Source organism: Mesorhizobium sp. M0663, from assembly GCF_040320585.1.
GTDB lineage: Bacteria > Pseudomonadota > Alphaproteobacteria > Rhizobiales > Rhizobiaceae > Mesorhizobium.
Genome location: NZ_JAMYPX010000003.1, coordinates 31,515 through 51,324, shown reverse-complemented (window position 1 = coordinate 51,324; position 19,810 = coordinate 31,515). Strand labels below are relative to the sequence as shown.

General features: G+C 62.8%; 17 protein-coding genes. 7 read left to right on the top strand and 10 right to left on the bottom strand.

Translation table 11 applies throughout. From position 1 onward, the window contains the following. Entirely contained in the window at positions 1 to 1,008 is a 1,008-nt protein-coding gene (locus NKI54_RS06690) for an ABC transporter permease subunit (protein ID WP_023676822.1), read from the bottom strand. Positions 1,009 to 1,066: 58 nt separating this feature from the next. Next, entirely contained in the window at positions 1,067 to 2,659 is a 1,593-nt protein-coding gene (locus tag NKI54_RS06685) for an ABC transporter substrate-binding protein (RefSeq protein ID WP_023676821.1), read from the bottom strand. Positions 2,660 to 2,672: 13 nt separating this feature from the next. Between NKI54_RS06685 and NKI54_RS06680 the strand changes: the two genes are divergently transcribed. The 4 genes from NKI54_RS06680 to NKI54_RS06665 all read left to right on the top strand — a co-directional run bounded on the left by NKI54_RS06680 (position 2,673) and on the right by NKI54_RS06665 (position 5,836). Next, complete coding sequence (locus NKI54_RS06680; RefSeq protein ID WP_352570256.1) at positions 2,673 to 2,942, top strand: hypothetical protein; 270 nt, start codon at positions 2,673 to 2,675, stop codon at positions 2,940 to 2,942. Between the two features lie 126 nt (positions 2,943 to 3,068). Beyond that, a complete protein-coding gene (locus tag NKI54_RS06675; RefSeq protein WP_352635825.1) occupies positions 3,069 to 3,287 on the top strand; it encodes a hypothetical protein in 219 nt (72 codons plus the stop codon). A gap of 61 nt (positions 3,288 to 3,348) precedes the next feature. Next, positions 3,349 to 5,094 carry a long-chain fatty acid--CoA ligase gene (locus tag NKI54_RS06670; RefSeq protein ID WP_352635827.1) on the top strand — a complete coding sequence of 582 codons (1,746 nt, stop codon included), beginning with the start codon at positions 3,349 to 3,351 and terminating at the stop codon, positions 5,092 to 5,094. Positions 5,095 to 5,179: 85 nt separating this feature from the next. Next, the gene (locus NKI54_RS06665) at positions 5,180 to 5,836 is read left to right on the top strand and encodes a class I SAM-dependent methyltransferase (protein WP_352570250.1); all 657 of its coding nucleotides are present in this window, start codon (positions 5,180 to 5,182) and stop codon (positions 5,834 to 5,836) included. On the opposite strand, the gene NKI54_RS06660 is transcribed toward NKI54_RS06665, so the two are convergent. Further along, positions 5,820 to 6,542, bottom strand: coding sequence for an HAD family hydrolase (locus NKI54_RS06660; RefSeq protein WP_352635830.1), 723 nt, complete (start codon positions 6,540 to 6,542; stop codon positions 5,820 to 5,822). The two genes, NKI54_RS06665 and NKI54_RS06660, sit on opposite strands and share 17 nt — an antisense overlap. A gap of 5 nt (positions 6,543 to 6,547) precedes the next feature. Continuing rightward, on the bottom strand, positions 6,548 to 8,191 hold the full coding sequence (gene pgi / locus NKI54_RS06655; protein WP_352635831.1) for a glucose-6-phosphate isomerase: 1,644 nt from the start codon (positions 8,189 to 8,191) through the stop codon (positions 6,548 to 6,550). Between the two features lie 255 nt (positions 8,192 to 8,446). On the opposite strand from pgi, the gene pdxR reads away from it, so the two are divergent. Both pdxR and NKI54_RS06645 read left to right on the top strand, forming a co-directional pair. Next, on the top strand, positions 8,447 to 9,940 hold the full coding sequence (pdxR, locus tag NKI54_RS06650) for a MocR-like pyridoxine biosynthesis transcription factor PdxR (RefSeq protein ID WP_023676815.1): 1,494 nt from the start codon (positions 8,447 to 8,449) through the stop codon (positions 9,938 to 9,940). 194 nt (positions 9,941 to 10,134) lie between these two features. After that, complete coding sequence (locus NKI54_RS06645) at positions 10,135 to 11,724, top strand: trimethylamine methyltransferase family protein (protein WP_352455053.1); 1,590 nt, start codon at positions 10,135 to 10,137, stop codon at positions 11,722 to 11,724. A 3-nt stretch (positions 11,725 to 11,727) separates the two neighbouring features. On the opposite strand, the gene chrA is transcribed toward NKI54_RS06645, so the two are convergent. The 4 genes from chrA to NKI54_RS06625 form a co-directional block, all read right to left on the bottom strand. Then, positions 11,728 to 13,116: a chromate efflux transporter gene (gene chrA / locus NKI54_RS06640; protein WP_352635833.1), complete on the bottom strand. Its 1,389-nt coding sequence runs from the start codon at positions 13,114 to 13,116 to the stop codon at positions 11,728 to 11,730. Next, positions 13,113 to 13,952: a chromate resistance protein ChrB domain-containing protein gene (locus NKI54_RS06635; RefSeq protein WP_352591232.1), complete on the bottom strand. Its 840-nt coding sequence runs from the start codon at positions 13,950 to 13,952 to the stop codon at positions 13,113 to 13,115. The genes chrA and NKI54_RS06635 overlap by 4 nt, the downstream gene beginning before the upstream one ends. Positions 13,953 to 14,270: 318 nt before the next feature. Then, positions 14,271 to 16,076 carry an IlvD/Edd family dehydratase gene (locus tag NKI54_RS06630; protein WP_352614507.1) on the bottom strand — a complete coding sequence of 602 codons (1,806 nt, stop codon included), beginning with the start codon at positions 16,074 to 16,076 and terminating at the stop codon, positions 14,271 to 14,273. A 238-nt stretch (positions 16,077 to 16,314) separates the two neighbouring features. Beyond that, entirely contained in the window at positions 16,315 to 17,499 is a 1,185-nt protein-coding gene (locus NKI54_RS06625; protein ID WP_352577477.1) for an Mrp/NBP35 family ATP-binding protein, read from the bottom strand. Between the two features lie 194 nt (positions 17,500 to 17,693). Between NKI54_RS06625 and NKI54_RS06620 the strand changes: the two genes are divergently transcribed. Continuing rightward, a complete protein-coding gene (locus NKI54_RS06620; RefSeq protein WP_023676809.1) occupies positions 17,694 to 18,071 on the top strand; it encodes a VOC family protein in 378 nt (125 codons plus the stop codon). 38 nt (positions 18,072 to 18,109) lie between these two features. On the opposite strand, the gene NKI54_RS06615 is transcribed toward NKI54_RS06620, so the two are convergent. Both NKI54_RS06615 and NKI54_RS06610 read right to left on the bottom strand, forming a co-directional pair. Continuing rightward, entirely contained in the window at positions 18,110 to 19,114 is a 1,005-nt protein-coding gene (locus tag NKI54_RS06615; protein WP_352635836.1) for an inorganic phosphate transporter, read from the bottom strand. Beyond that, positions 19,114 to 19,755: a DUF47 domain-containing protein gene (locus NKI54_RS06610; RefSeq protein WP_023676807.1), complete on the bottom strand. Its 642-nt coding sequence runs from the start codon at positions 19,753 to 19,755 to the stop codon at positions 19,114 to 19,116. Before NKI54_RS06610 ends, NKI54_RS06615 begins: the two co-directional genes overlap by 1 nt. Positions 19,756 to 19,810 lie beyond the last annotated feature (55 nt).

The following is a 19,810-nucleotide window of genomic DNA, read 5'->3' as shown; positions in this document are numbered from 1 at the left end:
TCACTGCACCCGGATGCGCGGATTGATGACGGCGTAGAGCACGTCGACGATCAGGTTCACCGCCATGACGATCAGCGCGATGATCAGCAATCCGCTCTGGACGACGACATAGTCGCGCTTGCCGATGGCATCGATCATCCATTTGCCGATGCCCGGCCAGGAAAAAATGGTCTCGGTCAGAATGGCGCCCGCCATCAAGGTGCCGACCTGCAGTCCAATGGTGGTGACTACCGGGATCAGCGCGTTGCGAAAAGCGTGCAGACCGATGACGCGGCGCGGCGCCAGGCCCTTGGCGCGCGCGGTGCGGACATAGTCCTCGCCCAGCACCTCGAGCATCGCCGAGCGCGTCTGGCGCGCTATGACGGCAAGCGGGATCGTCGCCAGCACGATCGACGGCAGGATCAAATGGCTGACGGCAGATTTGAAAGCGCCGCTCCTGCCGGAGATCAGGCTGTCGATGAGCATGAACCCGGTCGTCGGCCTGAAGAAATACTGCAGGCCGATACGGCCGGAAACCGGCGTCCAGCCGAGATAGCCGGAGAAGAAGATAATGAGCAGCAGCCCCCACCAGAAGATCGGCATCGAATAGCCGGTCAGGGCGACACCCATCGTCGCCTGGTCGAACCAGGAGCCGCGCTTGACCGCGGCGAAAATGCCGGCGGGGATGCCAAGCAGGACGGCGATGATCAACGCCACCGTCGCCAGTTCCAGCGTGGCCGGAAACAGCGCCTGGAATTCGCCGAGCACTGGCCGCTTAGTGGCAATGGATATGCCGAAATCGCCGGTCAGAACCCTGCCGATATATTCCAGGTATTGGATGACATAGGGCCGGTTGTAGCCAAACTGCTCGATGAGCTGGGCGTAGCGCTCGGGGCTGACGCCGCGCTCGCCCGCCAGGGCCAGGATAGGATCGCCGGGCAGAAGCCGGACGAAAGCGAACGCCGCCAGCGATATGCCGAACACGGTCGGGATGATCAAAGCGAGCTTGTGGAGGAGATAACGGAGCATCTTGCTTCATAGAACGGCGGCGCGGGAAGTCCAGCGCCGCCGTTCAATTTCTCAGGACTTATTCGGTGACGTCGACGCCGTCAAACCGATGAATGCCGAGCGGGTCCATAACGAAGCCCGACACCTTCTTGTTCATCGGCATGAAGACCTTGGAGTGGGCGATGGTCAGCCACGGAGCCTCACGCTTGAACACCACCTGAGCTTCCTCGTAGATCTTGGTGCGCTCAGCGACGTCCGTCGTCGCCTTGCCTTTTTTCAGCAGGGCTTCGAATTCCTGGTTGCACCAGATCGCATAATTGGACTGGCCGATGGCATCGCAACCGAGCAGGAAAAAGAAGTTGTCCGGATCGCCATTGTCACCGGTCCACCCCAGTTGGAAGGCGCCATCGCGATCCTTAGCCTTGCCGCGCTGGCGATACTCGGTCCATTCGTAACTGACGATCTCCGCCTTGACCCCGACGGCGGCATAGTCGGCCTGGATCAACTCGGCGACGCGCTGGGCGTTCGGGTTGTAGGGGCGGCTGACCGGCATAGCCCAGATCTTCATCGACAGATCCTTGACGCCTGCATCGGCCAGCATCTTCTTGGCCGCCTCCGGATCATAGGGATCGTCCTTGATGTCCTTGTTATAGGACCACATGGTCGGCGGGATCGGGTTGATGGCCGGCGCACCGGCGCCCTGATAGACCGCGTCGATGATCGCCTTCTTGTTTACCGCCATGTTGAGGGCCTTGCGGACCTCGACCTTGTCGAAGGGCGGCTGCGTCGTGTTGTAAGCCATGTAGCCGATGTTCAGGCCTTCCTGCTCGTCGACCTTGAGGTTCGCGTCGGCCTGCAGTCCGGCAATGTCGGCCGGCGCCGGGTATGACATGATATCGCATTCGCCCGCCTTCAGCTTCTGTGCGCGCACGGCGGGGTCGGGCGTGATGGCGAAGATCAGATCATCGATCTTCTGGCGGCCGCCATAGTAGCCGTCCCATGCTGCATAGCGCACGACCGCATCGACCTGATAGTCGACGAACTGGAACGGACCAGTGCCGACCGGCTTCTGGGTGAACTGCTGCCTGGTGCCGGCCTTGTCGAGCTGGTCGGCATATTCCTTGGAAACGATCGAGGCGAAATCCATGCCGAGGTCCGGCAGGAAGGCGACTTCAGGCTTGTTCAGCACGAATTTCACCGTCAGGTCGTCGACCTTGACGATTTCCTTCAGGAGATCGGGGAAGCCCATGCCGGTGAAATATTCCCAGCCGGTGCCTTCCAGATAGCTGTACCACGGGCTTTCTTTCTTCCACTGGCGTTCGAAGGAAAAGATCACGTCGTCGGCGTTGAGGTCGCGCGTCGGCGTGAAATAATCGGTCGTCTGGAATTTCACACCCGGGCGAAGCTTGAAGGTGTATTCGAGACCGTCATCGGAAACCGTCCAGCTCTCGGCCAGGCCGGGCGAGATGGTGGTCTTGCCATGCTCGAACTCGACCAGGCGCGAATAGATGGTGCGCGACGAGGCATCGAAGTCGTTGCCGCCGCTCCATGGCGACGGGTCGAAGCCGGCCGGCGATGCCTCCGAGCAATAGACCAGTTGTTTTGCATTGGCCACGCCGCCGAGGACGCTTGCAGCCAGCAACGCGGCTGCAAAAGTCAGTTTCTTTTTCATTGAGCACTCCCTGATGTTCTTCCAAGCCCCTCTGTCAGGCTCGCGAAGGCCGCATATAAGCACCGTTTTTCTAGCTTTGGAACTGCTTGTTTGCCTAACCCACGGGAAGCAGAAAAAAATTCCGGCATGCGGCGAATTGTGGAAAAAACCAGCCGAATCCGCAGATCACGACATTATTAGCGACTTCAATTTTTTGTTGATCGGCAATGCCGCCAATCGGGGAATCGAGCCGTCCGGTTCAAGCGATGCGCGTCCGAAAACCGGTCCCGGCCAAGAGGTTTGACGGCAAGTCTTACCGCACTCCAGGTAGCGAGGCTTGCACGGCCGCTTGTGGCAATACATAGATAGATGGGCAGCGTGCCGGATTTTCCCAGGTTCCGGACATTGCGGCAAGCGTGGGATATCTTTGTTGATCAGGGTGGTGGTGGCGCGCAAGCATGCCGAAACAATAAGAACGATTGAGGGAGCGACAGGTGGCAAAACCGGCAAAGACACCCAACGCGGCGAAAGCAAAGGCCGAGGCAACATCGAAAGCGGTCAAGTCAAAAGCGGCCGCCGCCAAGCCGACGGCTACCGCGAAGGCAAGCGCGAAGCCGGCGGCGAAGACCACGGCTGGAACGGCTGCTAAACCGGCAACCGGCAAGACTGCGCCTGCTGCAAACTCTGCCGCCAAGCCGGCGGCGAAGGCAGTGCCGACAGCGCCACGACCGCCGGCAGGTCCGGCCAAGAGATTACCGAGGGCGATCACCGCACTGGCCGCTGGCCTGCCTGAAAAACCGTGGCTCCAGAGTTACCCAAAGATCGTGCCGGCCGAGATTGGCGACCTGCCCTCCAGCTCGATCGGCGACTTTCTCGTCGCCGTGTGCAAGCAGTTTGCGAATCGGCCGGCCTTCGTCTGCATGGGCAAATCGATCACCTATGCCGACCTCGAGCGACAGTCGGCCGCCTTCGGCGCCTATCTGCAATCAACGGGGCTGCAGAAGGGCGCGCGCGTCGCCCTGATGATGCCGAATGTGCTGCAATATCCGGTGGCGATTATGGCAGTGCTTCGCGCCGGCTATGTCGTGGTCAACATCAATCCGCTCTACACGCCGCGCGAGCTGGAGCACCAGCTCAAGGATTCCGGCGCTCAAGCCATTGTCATCCTCGAAAATTTTGCCTGTACCCTGCAGGCGGTGATCGCCAGGACCGCGGTCAAGCATGTCGTGGTCGCCTCGATGGGCGACATGCTCGGCGGGCTCAAGGGAACGATCGTCAACTTCGTTGTACGCCGCGTCAAGAAGATGGTGCCGGCATGGTCGCTGCCCGGCCATGTCAAGTTCAACGCCGCGCTGAAGGCCGGCACCGGCATGGCCTTCAGGCCCGCAAAGGTCGCGGCCGACGACATCGCCTTCCTGCAATACACTGGCGGCACGACCGGCATCTCCAAGGGCGCGATGCTTTTGCACAGCAACATTTTGGCGAACGTCGCGCAGAACGCGCTGTGGGCCGAAGACGCTTTTACCGTCAAGCCGAAGCCAGCGCATCTGAACTTCCTCTGCGCGCTGCCGCTCTATCACATTTTTGCGCTGACGGCGAACGTGCTGGTAGGCATGCAGCAAGGCGCGCAGAATGTCCTCATCCCCAATCCGCGCGACATTCCCGGCTTTGTCAAGGAGCTGCAGAAATACCCGATCCACATCTTTCCGGGCCTCAACACGCTGTTCAATGCGCTGCTCAATAATGAGGATTTTCGCAAGCTCGATTTCAAGCCGCTGATCCTGACGCTGGGTGGCGGCATGCCGGTGCAGAGGGCCATCGCCGAACGCTGGAAGGCGCTGACCGGCTGCCCGATCAGCGAGGCCTACGGGCTCACCGAGACCTCGCCGGGGGCAACCATCAACAAATTCAGCGACGGCGTTTACACCGGCACGATCGGCCTGCCGCTGCCCTCGACCGAGATCGCCATCCGCGACGACGACGGCAACAATTTGCCGCTCGGCGAAGTCGGCGAAATCTGCATCCGCGGACCGCAGGTGATGGCCGGCTACTGGAACCGGCCGGACGAGACCGCCAAGGTGATGACCGAGGACGGCTTCTTCAAATCGGGCGACATGGGCTTCATGGACGAGCTTGGCTACACCAAGATCGTCGACCGCAAGAAGGACATGATCCTGGTTTCCGGCTTCAACGTCTATCCGAACGAACTCGAGGAAGTGGTGGCGCAGCATCCAGGCGTACTCGAAGTGGCGGCGATCGGCGTGCCGGACGAGCATTCGGGTGAAGTGCCGAAGCTGTTCGTCGTCAAGAAGGACCCGGCACTGACCGCCGACATGCTGACGGCTTATTGCCGCGAGAACCTGACCGGCTACAAGCGTCCCAGGTATATTGAGTTCCGCACCGAGCTGCCGAAGACACCGGTCGGCAAGATCCTGCGACGGGCGTTGCGGGGCTAGGCGCAGCTTGAGCGATTGCATCGCCGGCGCCAACGCCGTGAGTATAGGTTCGCGCCCAGACCCGGCAGAGTTCATCCGGGCGAACATGCGGATCGCCCCCGTGCCCGCGCTTCCCGAAATTCGGCTTTACACCGCCCATCCGGGAAGCGGGCTCAGGCGGCTTCTCGAATGGAACCAACATGCGACCGAAAAAGACGGACCTGAACCGGAGCCACCGTACTGGGCCTATGTCTGGGCCGGCGGCGCGGTGCTCGCCCGCTACATATTCGACCGGCCGGAGACCGTGGCCGGCCGTCGCGTACTCGACCTCGGCGCCGGTTCGGGTCTCGTCGGCATTGCAGCGGCAAAAGCCGGGGCAAGCGCGGTCGTCGCGGCCGAGATCGATCGCAATGGTGTGGTTGCGCTCGGCCTCAACGCGACTGCGAACGGCGTCGCTATCATGATCATTGGCGAAGACATCACCAGCGGTCCGCCGCCACCGGTGGATGTCGTGGTGGTCGGCGACCTGTTTTACGCCCATGATCTTGCCGGCCGGGCCCTTTCTTTCCTCGACCGCTGCCTTGCAGCCGGCATCGCCGTGCTGATCGGCGATCCGGGCCGCGCCTATCTGCCCCGCTCGCGGCTTCGCCTGCTGGCCGAATACGAGGTGCCGGATGTCGGCGAAGGCAGGAATGCGGCGATGAAACCGAGCGGCGTGTTCTCGTTCGGACCAGCTAGCTGCGAGTCTAGACTGTCTCGCTGACCCGCGCCGCAAGAAAATCGGGCAGATCGGCCACCGAATCCAGGATGACGTCGGCGATCTGGGACAGCGATTCACGTGTGCCGGTGCCGGACAGTACGCCAATCGCCAGGCCGCAGCCGCCGGCGCGCGCCATCTCCAGATCGTGACGATTGTCGCCGACCATTGCGATCGTCGCCGGCCTGAGCCCTGTCAGATCCGAAAAGGCAAGGATCGTATCCGGCGCCGGTTTTGGATTGGCCACCGCGTCGTAACCATAGGCGGCTTCGAAAAGCTGCGCGACGCCCAGCGTGACCAAGGTTTTTTCCGCGCCGCTGGTCGAGTCGTTGGTGGCGACGCCAAGCCGGTAGGATTTTCTGTGAAGCAGCCCAAGCGTCTCGACCACACCCGGCAGCGCCACGGCCATCGCCGATCCTTGCGCCGAAGTGATGGCATTGAAACGGGCGACGGCAAGCATCTGGTCCTCGTCGGACAGTCGCGGAAACCACAGCTCGACGACGTCCATGTTGGTGCCGGAGGCAAAAATTGAATCCGGCTTGAAGCGCTTGGTAGCGAAGTCGAAGCCCGCCGCCGCAAGCAGCCTGTCTGCCCTCCAGCGATCGCCTTCGGCCGCATCCATCGCCATGAAGTCGGCGATGCCCAGCCATGTCGCGTTGAAATCTACGAGCGTGCCGTCCTTGTCGAACAATATTCCCTTGATGTCCGCCAAGCTTTTCACTCCAGGCCGCGCAAGCGGTGAATGTATTCCACCAGTCCGGCAGTCGAGGCATCCCGCTTTGCGGCGTTCTCCTTGCCTTCAACGACGGGCAGCAGCCCGGTCGCCAGTTCCTTGCCGAGTTCGACGCCCCATTGGTCGAAGGAGTTGATGTTGAACAGCGTGCCTTCGACAAAGACGCGGTGTTCGTAAAGCGCAATCAGCCGTCCGAATGTATGCGGGTCGAGCTTTCTGTAGAGAATTGTCACCGAGGGGCGGTCGCCGGAGAAGACGCGGTGCGGAGCAATCCTGTCGACATCGGCGGGCTTCATGCCTTTCGCCAGCATCTGCGCGCGGGCTTCCTCAAGCGTGCGGCCCTTCATGAAGGCTTCCGACTGCGCCAGGCAATTGGCAAGCAGAAGGTCGTGGTGATGCTTCAGCTCCGGTTCGTGGCCGACGGCAGCGGCGAGGAATTCGACCGGAATGAAATCGGTGCCCTGATGCAGCAACTGGAAGAAGGCATGCTGGCCATTGGTGCCGGGCTCGCCCCAGACCAGCGGGCCGGTCGGCGTCGTTACAGCGCCGCCGTCCAGGGTGACGCTCTTGCCGTTCGATTCCATGTCGAGCTGCTGCAGATAGGCCGGCAGCCTGGACAGACGCTGATCGTAGGGGATGACGGCGCGAGCGGGGTATTTGCAGATCACGCGGTGCCACCAGCCAATCAGCCCCATCAGCGCCGGCAGGTTCTCCGCCAGCGGCGCGGTGCGGAACTGCTCGTCCATCTCATGGGCGCCGTCGAGAAAGGCGCGAAAATCCTTCGGGCCGATGGCGATCATCACCGGCAGACCGATCGCACCCCAGACGGAATAGCGGCCGCCGACCCAGTCCCAGAAGCCGAAGACGCGATCGGGCGCGATGCCGAATTTGGCGACCAGGTCGAGCGCCGTCGAGACGGCGGCGAAATGCTTGCCGACCGCTTCCTTGCCGAGCGCTTTCTCGACCCATCTGCGCGCGGTTTCGGCATTGGTCATCGTCTCGACCGTGGTGAAGGTCTTGGAGGCGATGATGAACAGGGTGGTTTCGGCGGAAAGACCCTTCAGCGTGTCGTGGATATGGGCACCGTCGATATTGGATACGTAATGCGCGCGCGGCCCGTCATGATAGGGCGCCAGCGCCAGCGTCGCCATGGCCGGGCCGAGATCGGAGCCGCCGATGCCGATGTTGACGATGTCGGTGATTTTCTTGCCGGTCGCGCCGGCCGCCTTGCCGGAACGCACCGCGTCGGCGAAGGCACCCATCGCGTCGAGTACGGCAAGGACTTCCGCCTTCACGTCCTGGCCGTCGAGCACGATGCCCTTGCCGGTCAGGTTGCGCAGCGCCGTGTGCAGCACGGCACGGCCTTCAGTGACGTTGATCTTCTTGCCGGCAAACATCGCGTCGCGCCGGCCTTCGAGGTCAGCGGCCTCAGCCAGCTTCTCCAGCAACTCCATAGTCCGCGCATCGACCGCGCATTTCGACCAGTCGAGCAGCAGGTCGCCGTCACTGGCGGAGAATCTCTCGAAGCGCTGCGGATCGGCAGCGAAAACCTCGCGCATCGAGCCCGATTTGGCCGCACGATGATCGCGCAATGCGTCGAGCTGCTTTTGAAAGGACGATTGATCCACTGCTTCGCTCCGGTCTCTTGAGATGCATCTTATCAGGCCGGATGTTTCCGGCACGTGTCGTCGCGGCAAACTATCGGGTCGAATTCCATCTGTTTCAATGCGCAGCGATGCCGCAGCGCAGCGTGGGCCGGCTCAAAGGATCACTGGCATAAATCCCAGCGATCAGAAAAATTGATTGGCGCAACACCTTGTGCCACCGGTACATTCGACTGGTCCAGCCAAGTGAAAAAAGCTGGCCATCGAGGAACATCTCCCATGCCACAGCGAAACGACACGGCCATATGGTCCGGCCTGTTCCGGATTTCGGCGGAATCCGGTCAGACCCTGCAGGCGCAGATCCGCCAGGCGATCGTCGCCGCCATCCTCGACCGGCAGATCGCGGCTTCCATGCCGCTTCCGTCCTGCCGGATTCTTGCCGAAAAACTCGGCGTGGCGCGCGGCACCGTGGTGCTGGCCTTCCAGCAGCTGGTCGATCAGGGCTTCCTGGTGGCGCGCGAGCGCCGCGGCCATTTCGTCAATCCCGAAGTGCTGGCGACGCCGGCCAAGCCGCATCAGAAGGCGCCCGACCAGGCCAACGAGATCGACTGGAAGGCGCGTCGGCAGATCGCGGCGAGCGACATGCCGCCGCCGGCCAAGCACGACAACTGGATCAAGTCGTCATACCCCTTCGTCTATGGCCAATTCGACCCGGCGCTGTTCCCGACCGCCGAATGGCGCGAGTGCAACCGCATGGCGTTGGCGGTGCTCGAAATCCGCAACTGGGCATCCGACATGGTCGACCGCGACGATCCGCTCCTGATCGAGCAGATCCAGGCACGGCTGCTGCCGCGACGCGGCATCTTCGCCAATCCGGACGAGATCATCGTGACGTTGGGCGCGCAGAACGCGCTTTACATGCTGGCGACGCTGTTGATGACCAAGGGCTCAAAGGTGGCGATGGAGGACCCGGGCTATCCCGATGCACGTTCGATCTTCCGGCTGGCCGGCGCCGAGATCCAGCCGGTTCCGGTCGACCACTCCGGCATCGTAACCTCGGCCATTCCCAATGATTCCGGCTTCGTCTTCGTCACGCCCAGCCACCATTGCCCGACCATGGTGCCGCTGTCGGCAGAGCGGCGGCAGGAGCTTTTGGCGCGCGCCAACCGGCACAACCAGATCATCATCGAGGACGGATATGACAGCCAGCTCCTGGACGAGGCGCCGCAGCAGGCGCTGAAGAGCCTCGATCGCTCCGGCCGCGTCGTCTATGTCGGCTCGATGTCGAAGACGCTGGCTCCCGGCCTCAGGCTCGGCTACATCGTCGCCTCGGCCGGGCTGATCTCCGAGCTTCGGGCGCTACGCCGCTTCATGCTGCGCCATCCGCCGGCGAACAACCAGCGCGCCGTCGCATTGTTCCTGTCGCTCGGCCATCACGAGGCGCTGGTGCGGCGGCTGTCGAGCGCCTTCGACGAGAGGCGCAAGCGTCTGGTCCATGCGATTTCCGCCTTCCTGCCGGAGTGGCGCTCGACCGATTCGGCCGGCGGCACGTCGCTCTGGCTCGAGGGGCCGCGCGGCACCGATTCGCGCGGGCTGGCGGAGGCCGCGGCCTCACGGAGCGTCATCATCGAGCCTGGCGACCGCTTCTTCGACCGCACCGAAAAGCCATCGCGTTTCATGCGCTTGGGCATTTCCTCGATCGCGTTGCAGCACATCGAACCCGGCATCCGCGAACTGGCGACGGCAGCTGGACGCAGGCCGGCAGCGGCCTGATCTCCCTTCCCCGACCGGAGCCTGGCGCATGTAGTGCGGCTCCGGTTCTTTAGCTCCTTGGCATATGCGACGGGACCGGCTGGCACATAGGCTGTGCCAATGCCGGCGGCATAGTCGCTGTATAGAGGGGACGAAGCAGGCCGATGGTGGACCAACCGCCGCGCCCGCTCCGCAGCTAAAGTTGGAGTGCCTTCATGCCAATGGCCCATGAGAAGCAGGACGTGTCCGCAGACCAGCGTTCGCGGCGGTCCGGCGGGCGCGAGGCGCGCCGCGCCATGCGGGCGGCACCGCTTGCCGACGACGTCAAGCCGGTGCGTGCCGGCCTCGAAGGCGGAAGCTACAGCCCGCTCAGCGGCAGCGATTGCGAACGTATCCACGAGGCCGTGCTTACCCTTCTGGAGACGGTCGGCTTCGCCAACGCCATCCCCTCCTGCATCGAGGCGCTGACCAAAGCCGGCGCGACCTTCAGTGAGGACGGCCGCCTGCGCTTTCCTCGCGGCCTTGTGCTCGACACCATCAAGAACGCGGCGCGGCATTTCACCCTCCACGGCCAGGATCCGAAGCACGACATGGTGATCCAGGGCAAGCGTGTGCACTACGGCACGGCCGGTGCTGCGGTGCATCTTGTCGATGTCGAAAAGCGTGAGTATCGCGAGTCGCTGCTGCAGGACATTTACGATGCCGCGCGCCTGGTCGAAGGGCTCGACAACATCCATTTCTTCCAGCGGCCGATGGTGCCGCGCGACATTCCCGACCCGCTCGATATGGATTTCAACACGCTCTACGCCTGCGTCATGGGCACGTCGAAGCATGTCGGCACCTCGTTTACCGTGCGTGAGAACGTCAAGCCGGCGCTCGACATGCTCTATGCGATCGCGGGCGGCGAAGAGAATTTTCGCGCGCGGCCTTTCGTCTCCAATTCGAACTGCTTCGTCGTGCCGCCGATGAAGTTTGCCGAGGACGCCTGTGGCGTTCTCGAAGCCTGCGTCGAGGGCGGCATTCCGATCCTGCTGCTGTCGGCAGGACAGGCGGGTGCGACGGCACCGGCGGCGATTGCCGGCGCCGTGGTGCAGGCGGTCGCCGAAGTCCTCGTCGGCCTCATCTACGTCAACGCCATCAAGCCAGGCCATCCGGCGATTTTCGGTACCTGGCCGTTTGTCTCGGATCTCCGGACCGGCGCCATGTCGGGCGGTTCGGCCGAGCAGGCGGTGCTGACCGCGGCCTGCGCGCAGATGGCGCAATTTTACGACCTGCCGGGCGGTTCGGCCGCCGGCATGACAGATTCGAAACTGCCTGATATTCAGTCCGGCTACGAAAAGGGCATAACCGACGTGATGGCCGGTCTTGCCGGCCTCAACCTGGTTTACGAATCGGCCGGCATGCACGCCTCGCTGCTCGGCTTTTGCCTTGAGAGCCTGATCATCGACAACGACATGCTCGGCCACTGCCTGCGCTGCGTGCGCGGCATCGAAGTGACGGACGAGTCGCTGTCGATCGACACGATTGCCGATGTCTGCCTGAAGGGCCCGGGCCATTATCTCGGCAACGAGCAGACGCTGCGGCTGATGCAGACCGAATATTTCTATCCGGCCGTCGGCGACCGCTTTTCGCCGAAGGAATGGAATGAGAAAGGCAGGCCCGATATCCTGCAGCGGGCGATCATCGAGAAGAAACGCGTGCTTGCCGAACGCTTCCCGCGCCATGTGCCAAAGCCGGTCGACGACAAATTGCGCGCCCGCTTCGGCGATATGATCAAGCTGCCGCGCGGCAGAATGGGCGGCTGAGCGTTACCCGCTCGCCGCCAGCAACAAGACACCGGCCAGCGCCGATCCGGCAAGCGTCGGCAGCATACCGATCTTCAGCTTCAGAATGGCGATCATCGAGGCACAGGAAAGCAGCGCCGCGCGCCAGTCTATCGATGAAAGCACCGGCACGTCCATTCCAAGCCCGACATTGCGCACTTCGCCGAAGATGACGTGCAAGCCGAACCATAGAGCGAGATTCATGATGACGCCGACGACGGCGGCGGTGATCGCACCGAGCGCCGCCGACAGCGCCTTGTTGCCGCGCAGCGCTTCGATGTAAGGCGCCCCAAGGAATATCCATAGGAAACATGGGGTAAAGGTCGCCCACAGCGTGAACAGCCCGCCAAACAGTCCGGCAAGTAGCGGCGCCAGCAAGCCCGGCTGGCGGAACGCGGCAACGAAGCCGACGAACTGCAAGACCAGGATGAGCGGACCCGGCGTGGTTTCGGCAAGTCCGAGGCCGTCGACCATTTCACCGGGTGCCAGCCAGCCGAAGTACTCGACCGCTGCCTGCGCGACATAGGCAAGGGCTGCGTAGGCGCCGCCGAAGGTGACGACCGCCATGACACTGAAGAAGCCACCGATTTGAGTCCAAACGCTGGCAGGGCCGGCGAAAGCCCAGACCAGCAGAACAGGCCCCAGCCAGATCGGCAGCCAGATCGCCAAAGTGCGCGGCGCGTGCCATCGTGTCGGCCTGACGTGGGTCAGTTCACCGCGCTCGAACATCAGATCGACCACGCCCTTTATGTCGGGAACATCGCCCTTGCCATGCGAGGCGCCGGAAAAAACTGCCGGCGCACTACGGTTGCCGATCCAGCCTGCCAGCCCGGCAAGCAGCACGATCAGCGGAAACGGCACGTTCAACGCGTAGATGGCGATGAAGGCGGCGAGTGCGATCGACACCATGACCGGGTTTTTCAGCGCGCGTCTGCCGATCCGGATCACCGCCTCGATGACAATGGCGAGCACGGTCGCCTTGACCCCGAAAAACAGCGCCGCGACGAGCGGTACATCGCCATAGAGCGCATAGAGGCTGCTCAGGACGAGCATGACAAGCGCGCCCGGCACGACGAAGAGAATGCCAGCAACAAGGCCGCCGGCCGTTTTGTGCAGCAACCAGCCGATATAGATGGCGAGTTGCTGGGCCTCGGGGCCAGGGAGCAGCATGCAGTAGTTCAACGCATGCAGAAAGCGCTGTTCGCCGATCCAGCGCCGTTCCTCGACCAGTTCCTTGTGCATGAGCGCGATCTGCCCGGCCGGGCCGCCAAAGCTGAGCACGCCGATTTTCGCCCAGACCTTCACGGCCTGCCGGAAGCTCGGCACAGCGGGCTCCTGGATCTCCGCCGGCTTTTTCGAAAGGACGGCGCTCACGATGGTTTGCCTGCGCCGAGACTGACTGCGCCGGCGACCGGCCAGTTATGCGTCTCCTCGGTGGCATCGCGGCACCAGCGGAAAAACGCATCGTAAAGGAGCATGCCGGCCTCGAGCTGCTCCAGATCGTCGCGAAACATCCGTGACAGGCCAAGCGAGGCGGCCAGGAACCCGGCCGCCTGTGGAACAAGATCGAGGCTCGCAGTATCGGCAGCGCGTATGATCGTGGCCAGGCGATCGAGCGCTTCGGATTTGAGCCCGAACTCCTCGATCATGGTGTCGAAGGTGCAGCGTTCGCCGCGGTGGCTCCAGAACACGTTCTCGATGTCGAAAGGGATGGCCTGAAAACGATCGGCGACGGCCGCCACTTCGGCCGGCTCGACGAAGAGAAAGACCGCGTGAGGATCGATGAAGCGCCGGATCAGCCAGGGGCAGGCGATGCGGTCGACCTTCGGGCGCGTACGCGTCACCCAAACGGTGCGGCCCTTGGCATCGGCGGGCGGTATCTTGTCGGCGTGAACGAGAAGGCCCTTGGCATCGCGCCACGCTTCAAACCCGCCATCGAGCGATTCGGCGGCAACGCCCTCCTGCCGTAGCCATGCGGCCACGCCTTGCGAGAGCTTTTTTCCCTGTTGGCAGACAACTGTCACTTGCCTGCCGGCGAAGTCGGCAGCCCAGTTCGAGACACTCCTGAAATCACGACGATCCGACCCCGGCAGCAGGCGCGGATCGGCGTTGTAGTCATCATCGATGCGGACGTCGATGATTGCGGGTGCACCCGGCAGCCCAATCAGACGGGACAGTTGCGATACAGTGATAGCGGTTGTTGACGGCATGGCGTCCACCTCCTTGAAAGAGAAGCTTGGACGCGAACGTTGGGCTGACGCCTCACGGGGTCGTCGCGATGCACCCCTTGCGATGATCGTGGATTTGTCACGCCCGCTTGTCAAGCATTGCCGTTCTCGCGGGAGCAATCGCTGTTGACAAATGACCGCGTCCAACCCTGTGCCGGGCATTTCTGCCCATTAACGGCAGGCTATCGCAAGTGGAAAGCCGAGGCTTTCGCTCTACGATGTACCCCCACCCCTACCCCTCCTGGCGCTGACCTCGGCAAATTGCCTGCACCGGCGGCTGGCTCGTGCGACGGACCCTGGTCAATGATTGTCCCTCGGCACGCCGCTTGTATGAGCCACATCCTGGTATTTCACCGCCGGCTTCAGCACCATGCCTTCGGAAAACTGGTCGACCATGCCGCGCTGGATTTCCTGCCAGGGCGTCTGGTGCTTCGGATACTGATAGCCGCCATTGTTTTGCAGCTCGGCGCGGCGGCGCGTGATCTCGTCGTCGCTAACGAGGATGTCGGCGGTGCCCTTGCGCAGGTCGATGCGGACGCGGTCGCCGGTCTTCAGCAGCGCCAGGCCGCCGCCGATGGCGGCTTCCGGCGAGGCGTTGAGGATCGACGGCGAGCCCGACGTGCCCGACTGGCGACCGTCGCCGATACAGGCCAGCGCGTGGATGCCCTTTTTGATCAGATAGGCAGGCGGCTGCATGTTGACGACTTCGGCGCCGCCGGGATAGCCGATCGGGCCGGCGCCGCGCATGAACAGGATGGTGTGCTCGTCAATTCCCTGTGCCGGGTCGTCGATGCGGGCGTGATAGTCCTCGGGGCCGTCGAAGACCATGGCGTTGCCCTCGAAGGCTTCGGGGTCCTTCGGGTTCGACAGATAGCGCTCGCGGAATTCGGGCGAGATGCCGCTGGTCTTCATGATCGCCGAATCGAACAGATTGCCCTTGAGATTGATGAAGCCGGCATTGGCTTTCAGCGGCTCGGCAACCGTGCGGATGACGTCGAGGTTCTCGTTGACGGCGCCGCTGCAATTGTCGCCGATGGTCTTGCCGTTAGCTGTCATGGCTTCCGGATAGGGCAGCAGGCCGCCCTTCATCAGTTCGGCGACCACGGCCGGCACGCCGCCGGCATGGTGATAGTCCTCGCCGAGATATTCGCCCGTCGGCTGCAGATTGACGATGAGCGGTATGTTGAGGCCGACCTTCTGCCAATCGTCATTGTCGAGCGAAACGCCGAGATGGCGGGCGATGGCGTTGAGGTGGATCGGCGCATTGGTCGAGCCGCCGATCGCCGAGTTGACGACGATGGCGTTCTCGAAGGCCTTACGGGTCATGATGTCGGAGGGCTTCAGATCCTCATGCACCATGTCGACGATGCGCTTTCCGGTCTCGTAGGCGATCTGGCCGCGCTCGCGATAGGGGGCGGGGATAGCGGCCGAGCCCGGCAATTGCATGCCGAGCGCCTCGGCCAGCGAATTCATCGTGGTGGCGGTACCCATCGTGTTGCAATAGCCGGTCGACGGCGCCGAGGAGGCAACGATATCCATGAACTCGTCATAGCCAATCTCGCCGGCCGACAGGCGCTGGCGCGATTCCCAGACGATGGTGCCGGAGCCGGTGCGCTTGCCCTTGTGCCAGCCGTTGAGCATCGGGCCGACCGAAAGCGCGATAGCCGGAATGTTGACGGTGGCCGCGGCCATCAGCATGGCCGGCGTCGTCTTGTCGCAGCCGATGGTGAGCACCACGCCGTCGAGCGGATAGCCGTAGAGCACCTCTACCAGGCTGAGATAGGCAAGGTTGCGGTCAAGTGCAGCAGTCGGCCGCTTGCCGGTCTCCTGGATCGGGTGGCAAGGGAACTCGAAAGGGATGCCACCCATCGAGACGATGCCTTCGCGCACGCGCTTGGCCAGTTCGATGTGATGGCGGTTGCAGGGCGACAGGTCGGAGCCGGTCTGGGCGATGCCGATCAGCGGCTTGCCGGACATCAGTTCGGCCCGCGTCAGCCCGTAATTCAGGTAGCGCTCCAGATAGAGTGCCGTCATGCCCGGATTGTCGGGATTGTCGAACCACTCCTGCGAGCGAAATTTTTTCTTGTGGGTGGGGGCGCCTGCCATCGTGGTCTCCGTATTTGTATGACAAATCGATATGACAACGCGCGGGAGCAGGCAAGGGGCACGCGCCATCCGAATCCGCTCTTTGGTACGAAAGACATACATCTGCCTCCGCGCTAGACGGGATCGTGGTTTGTCAGCCCGCTATCCCGGAAAAGTTGGAGCGCGTCGCCGCGGACCCTACCTGACCCTTCCGGCCACCCTCCCCCTCAAGGGGCCCACTTGGGGAGGGACATCCGCATCACTCGAACACGATGCTCGGCACTGCAGCCTCGGCCGCGCCGCGCTCTTCATTGACGCGGTCCCAGACCTTGGCGGCGATGTCGCGATAGATTTTCGCCTCAGCGCCATCCGGCTTGGAGACCACCACTGGCGTGCCGGCATCGGAGCTTTCGCGGATGCCCATCTCGAGCGGCACTTCGCCAAGGAAGGTGACGCCGAGACGCTCGGCCTCGCGGCGGGCGCCGCCATGGCCGAAGATGTCGTAGCGTTTTCCCGTATCGGGGGCGAGAAAATAGCTCATGTTTTCGACGATACCCAATAGCGGCACGTCGACCTTTCTGAACATGTTGAGGCCTTTGCGCGCATCGATCAGGGCCAGGTCCTGTGGCGTCGAGACGATGACGGCGCCGGCCAGCGGCACCTGTTGGGCCATGGTCAGCTGGGCATCGCCGGTGCCGGGCGGCATGTCGACGACGAGCACATCAAGCGGTCCCCATTCGACCTCGCGCAGCATCTGCGTCAATGCCGACATCACCATCGGCCCGCGCCAGATCATCGGCGTCTCCTCATCGACGAGGAAGCCCATCGACATGACCTTGAGGCCATAATTCTGCATCGGCTTCAGGATCTTGCCGTCGACGGTCTGAGGCCTGCCACGAATGTTGAGCAGACGCGGCATGGAAGGGCCATAAATGTCGGCATCGAGCACCCCGACCCGCAGCCCGTTGGCGGCAAGCCCAAGGGCGATATTGACGGCGGTGGTCGACTTGCCGACGCCGCCCTTGCCGGAAGCGACGGCGATGATCGCTTCGATGCCGGGTACGCCGCGCTTGCCCTGGCTGTGCGAGGCGGGCGCCTGCGGCGCGGGACGCGCAGGTGCGGCCGGCGGAGCGGGCCTCTGAGCCGGTCTTTGCGGAACCGGCGCCTCCATGCCGCCACCCTTCTTTTCCGCCGTCAGCGCGACCACGGCGCCGGCAACACCGGGGATCGCCTTGACGACACGTTCGGCCGCCGCACGCAGCGGTTCCATCTCCTGGGCACGGGCAGCGGGAACGGTGATCGAAAAGAACACCTTGGCATCGGCAATGAAAATCTCGGAAACCAGGCCGAGGTCGACGATATTGCCGGTGAAATCCGGCCCATTGACCGTCTTCAGGCGCTCGATAACGATTTCCTTGGTCACGTTTTCATTGGCGGCGGGCATGAGTTTTTCCTCTACTTTTCCGCTCCAGATAATGCAGTTCCGGAACAGAACCAAGCGATGGACCACCAATTGCAGCGGCGTATCGGGGAGGCAGCGAGCATATGACGGCATTTCCAGTGGGAGCAGCCGTCGCCAAATCGTCAACGCAGCCTATTTCATGAGCATGGAATGACAGCCAGGGAAGGAGACGAATCATGCTCGCAAACAGCAACGCGACGGCCAATCTCGCCGTGAAGGACCTGGCCAAGGCCAAGGCATTCTACGAAGGGGTCCTTGGCCTGAAAGAGGTGCACAATGAAGGTGGCGAACTGATCGTCTATAAAAGCGGCGACACCAGCATCAACGTCTACCGTTCGAACTTCGCTGGGACCAACAAGGCGACGGCTGTGACATGGACGGTCGGCGACGAACTCGGCAAGATCGTTGAGGCATTGAAATCGAAGGGCGTGACCTTCGAGCATTACGACATGCCAGGCCTGACGCTGGAGGGCGATGTTCATGTCGGTCAGGGCATGAAGGTCGCATGGTTCAAGGATCCGGACGGCAACATCCTGAACCTTGTGGATAGGTAGATACGGCGCATCGCCTGCCGCGCAGTGCTACGGTGCTGTCACCATGCCAGGCCGACCGCGAGGTAGGTGAGAGCCGCGATCGCCGCGGTTGCCGGCAGGGTGACGATCCATGCCACCACGATGTTACCGGCAATGCCCCAGCGAACGGCGGAGACGCGGCGGGCGGCGCCGACGCCGATGATGGCGCCGGTGATCGTGTGCGTGGTCGATACAGGAATACCGAGCCAGGTGGCGGCGAACAGGGTGATCGCTCCGCCGGTCTCGGCGCAGAAACCCTGCATCGGGTTCAGCCGGGTGATCTTCGAGCCCATCGTGTGGACGATGCGCCAGCCGCCGAGCAACGTGCCCAGCGCCAGCGCCGACTGACAGGTGATGACGACCCAAAGCGGCACGTAAAAATTCGCGCCGAGCATGCCTTGCGAATAGAGCAGCACGGCGATGATGCCCATAGTCTTCTGCGCGTCGTTGCCGCCATGGCCGAGCGAATAGAGCGAGGCGGAAAAGAACTGCATGACGCGGAAGGTGCTGTCGACGGCGAACGGCGTCTGCCGCACCAACAGCCAGGAGACCGCGAGGATCAAGACAAGCGCCAGCAGAAAGCCTGCCGCCGGCGATAGCACGATGGCCGCCGTCGTTTTGCCCAACCCGGTCCAGACGATGGCACCGGTGCCTGCCTTGGCAACGCCGGCGCCGACCAAACCGCCGATCAGAGCGTGCGAGCTGCTGGACGGAATTCCGACGAGCCAGGTGACGATATTCCAGACGATGGCGCCGACAAGTGCTGCGAAGACCACTGCCGGCGTGACGATGCTGGCGTCGATGATGCCGGTTCCGAGCGTCTCCGCTACGTGGAGACCGAAGAACATGAAGGCGATGAAATTGAAGAAGGCCGCCCAGAACACCGCATAATGCGGCCGCAGCACCCGGGTGGAGACGATGGTGGCGATAGAGTTGGCGGCATCGTGCAGGCCGTTGAGGAAATCGAAGAACAGCGCGACGACGACAAGGCCGACCAGCACCGGAAAGGCTATCGCGGCTTCCACTATACGTTCTCGATGACGATGCCGCTGATTTCGTTGGCGACGTCCTCGAAGCGGTCGACCACCTTTTCCAGCTGGCCGTAGATCTCGCTGCCGATCAGATAGGCCATAGGATCGCTGCGGCCGTGCCGCTTGAACAGGTCCTTCAGGCCCTGTTCGTGCAGGTCGTCGGCCCGGCCTTCGGCGCGCATGACTTCCTCGGCGATGGCGTTGAGGCGCACCGTATGCGCCCCGACCTTGCCGAGAAGCGGGATCGCCTCGGCCACCAACTTGGCGGCCTCGACGATGACGCCCCCCATTTCCTGCATCAGCGGGTCGAATTCCTTCTTTTCGAACAGCTTTACCGTCTTGACGGTCTTGTGCATCATGTCGATGGCATCATCCATCGACTGGATCAGGTCCTTGATGTCGCCGCGGTCGAAGGGCGTGATGAAGGAGCGGCGCACGGCCAGCAGCACTTCCGCGGTGATCTGATCGGCTTCGTCCTCGAGATCGATGATCGTCTGACACCAGCGGTCGATGTCGTTGCCCTGCAAAAGCTGCTGCAGTGCCTCGGCGCCACCGACCACGGTGCGGGAATGCCGCTCGAACAGGTCGAAGAAGCGATCTTCGCGCGGCAAAAGCTTGCGGAACCAGCCCAGCATGTTCGGTCTCCCGTCGTGTCCAGTCCACGACCCCGTCTCATTCACATAGCGCCGC

Coding starts and splice junctions, on each gene's coding strand:
- NKI54_RS06690 (WP_023676822.1), bottom strand. CDS start 1,008: ATGCTCCGTTATCTCCTCCACAAGCTCGCTTTGATCATCCCGACCGTG.
- NKI54_RS06685 (WP_023676821.1), bottom strand. CDS start 2,659: ATGAAAAAGAAACTGACTTTTGCAGCCGCGTTGCTGGCTGCAAGCGTC.
- NKI54_RS06680 (WP_352570256.1), top strand. CDS start 2,673: ATGTTCTTCCAAGCCCCTCTGTCAGGCTCGCGAAGGCCGCATATAAGC.
- NKI54_RS06665 (WP_352570250.1), top strand. CDS start 5,180: ATGCGGATCGCCCCCGTGCCCGCGCTTCCCGAAATTCGGCTTTACACC.
- pdxR (WP_023676815.1), top strand. CDS start 8,447: ATGCCACAGCGAAACGACACGGCCATATGGTCCGGCCTGTTCCGGATT.
- NKI54_RS06645 (WP_352455053.1), top strand. CDS start 10,135: ATGCCAATGGCCCATGAGAAGCAGGACGTGTCCGCAGACCAGCGTTCG.
- NKI54_RS06635 (WP_352591232.1), bottom strand. CDS start 13,952: ATGCCGTCAACAACCGCTATCACTGTATCGCAACTGTCCCGTCTGATT.
- NKI54_RS06630 (WP_352614507.1), bottom strand. CDS start 16,076: ATGGCAGGCGCCCCCACCCACAAGAAAAAATTTCGCTCGCAGGAGTGG.
- NKI54_RS06625 (WP_352577477.1), bottom strand. CDS start 17,499: ATGCCCGCCGCCAATGAAAACGTGACCAAGGAAATCGTTATCGAGCGC.
- NKI54_RS06620 (WP_023676809.1), top strand. CDS start 17,694: ATGCTCGCAAACAGCAACGCGACGGCCAATCTCGCCGTGAAGGACCTG.
- NKI54_RS06610 (WP_023676807.1), bottom strand. CDS start 19,755: ATGCTGGGCTGGTTCCGCAAGCTTTTGCCGCGCGAAGATCGCTTCTTC.